This is a genomic window from Acinetobacter sp. 12966, assembly GCF_031196995.1.
Taxonomy (GTDB): domain Bacteria; phylum Pseudomonadota; class Gammaproteobacteria; order Pseudomonadales; family Moraxellaceae; genus Acinetobacter; species Acinetobacter geminorum.
This window is the reverse complement of sequence record NZ_JAVIMC010000108.1, coordinates 1-268: the sequence shown is the minus strand read 5'-3', so window position 1 is coordinate 268 and position 268 is coordinate 1. Positions and strand designations below refer to the sequence as shown.

Below are 268 nucleotides of genomic sequence, written 5' to 3'. Positions count from 1 at the left end.
AAACGAAATTTTCTGCCTGCTTATGGACACTAAAAAAGCCGTTTCATATGCCGAAGCGGAAATTTTTATATTTATGATAGATGGGGCAATTTTAGGACTTTTGACTTCAGACAGAGCCGAAGAACAAACCAAGTTGTTAGATTACTTTTTAGTGAGTGTTAACTAAATTTATTGAACTAAAGAATCAGTATTTTAGAATGAATTAACTATCTTTTTATTTTGAAATAATGATTTCTTAATTAAAAATTAACATGATTAATCTTTTATT

General features: G+C 27.2%; 1 pseudogene. It reads left to right on the top strand.

The annotated features are described in order from the left end of the window. Positions 1 to 166: pseudogene (locus tag RFW85_RS16430) on the top strand (TetR/AcrR family transcriptional regulator); the annotation flags it as partial. Positions 167 to 268 lie beyond the last annotated feature (102 nt).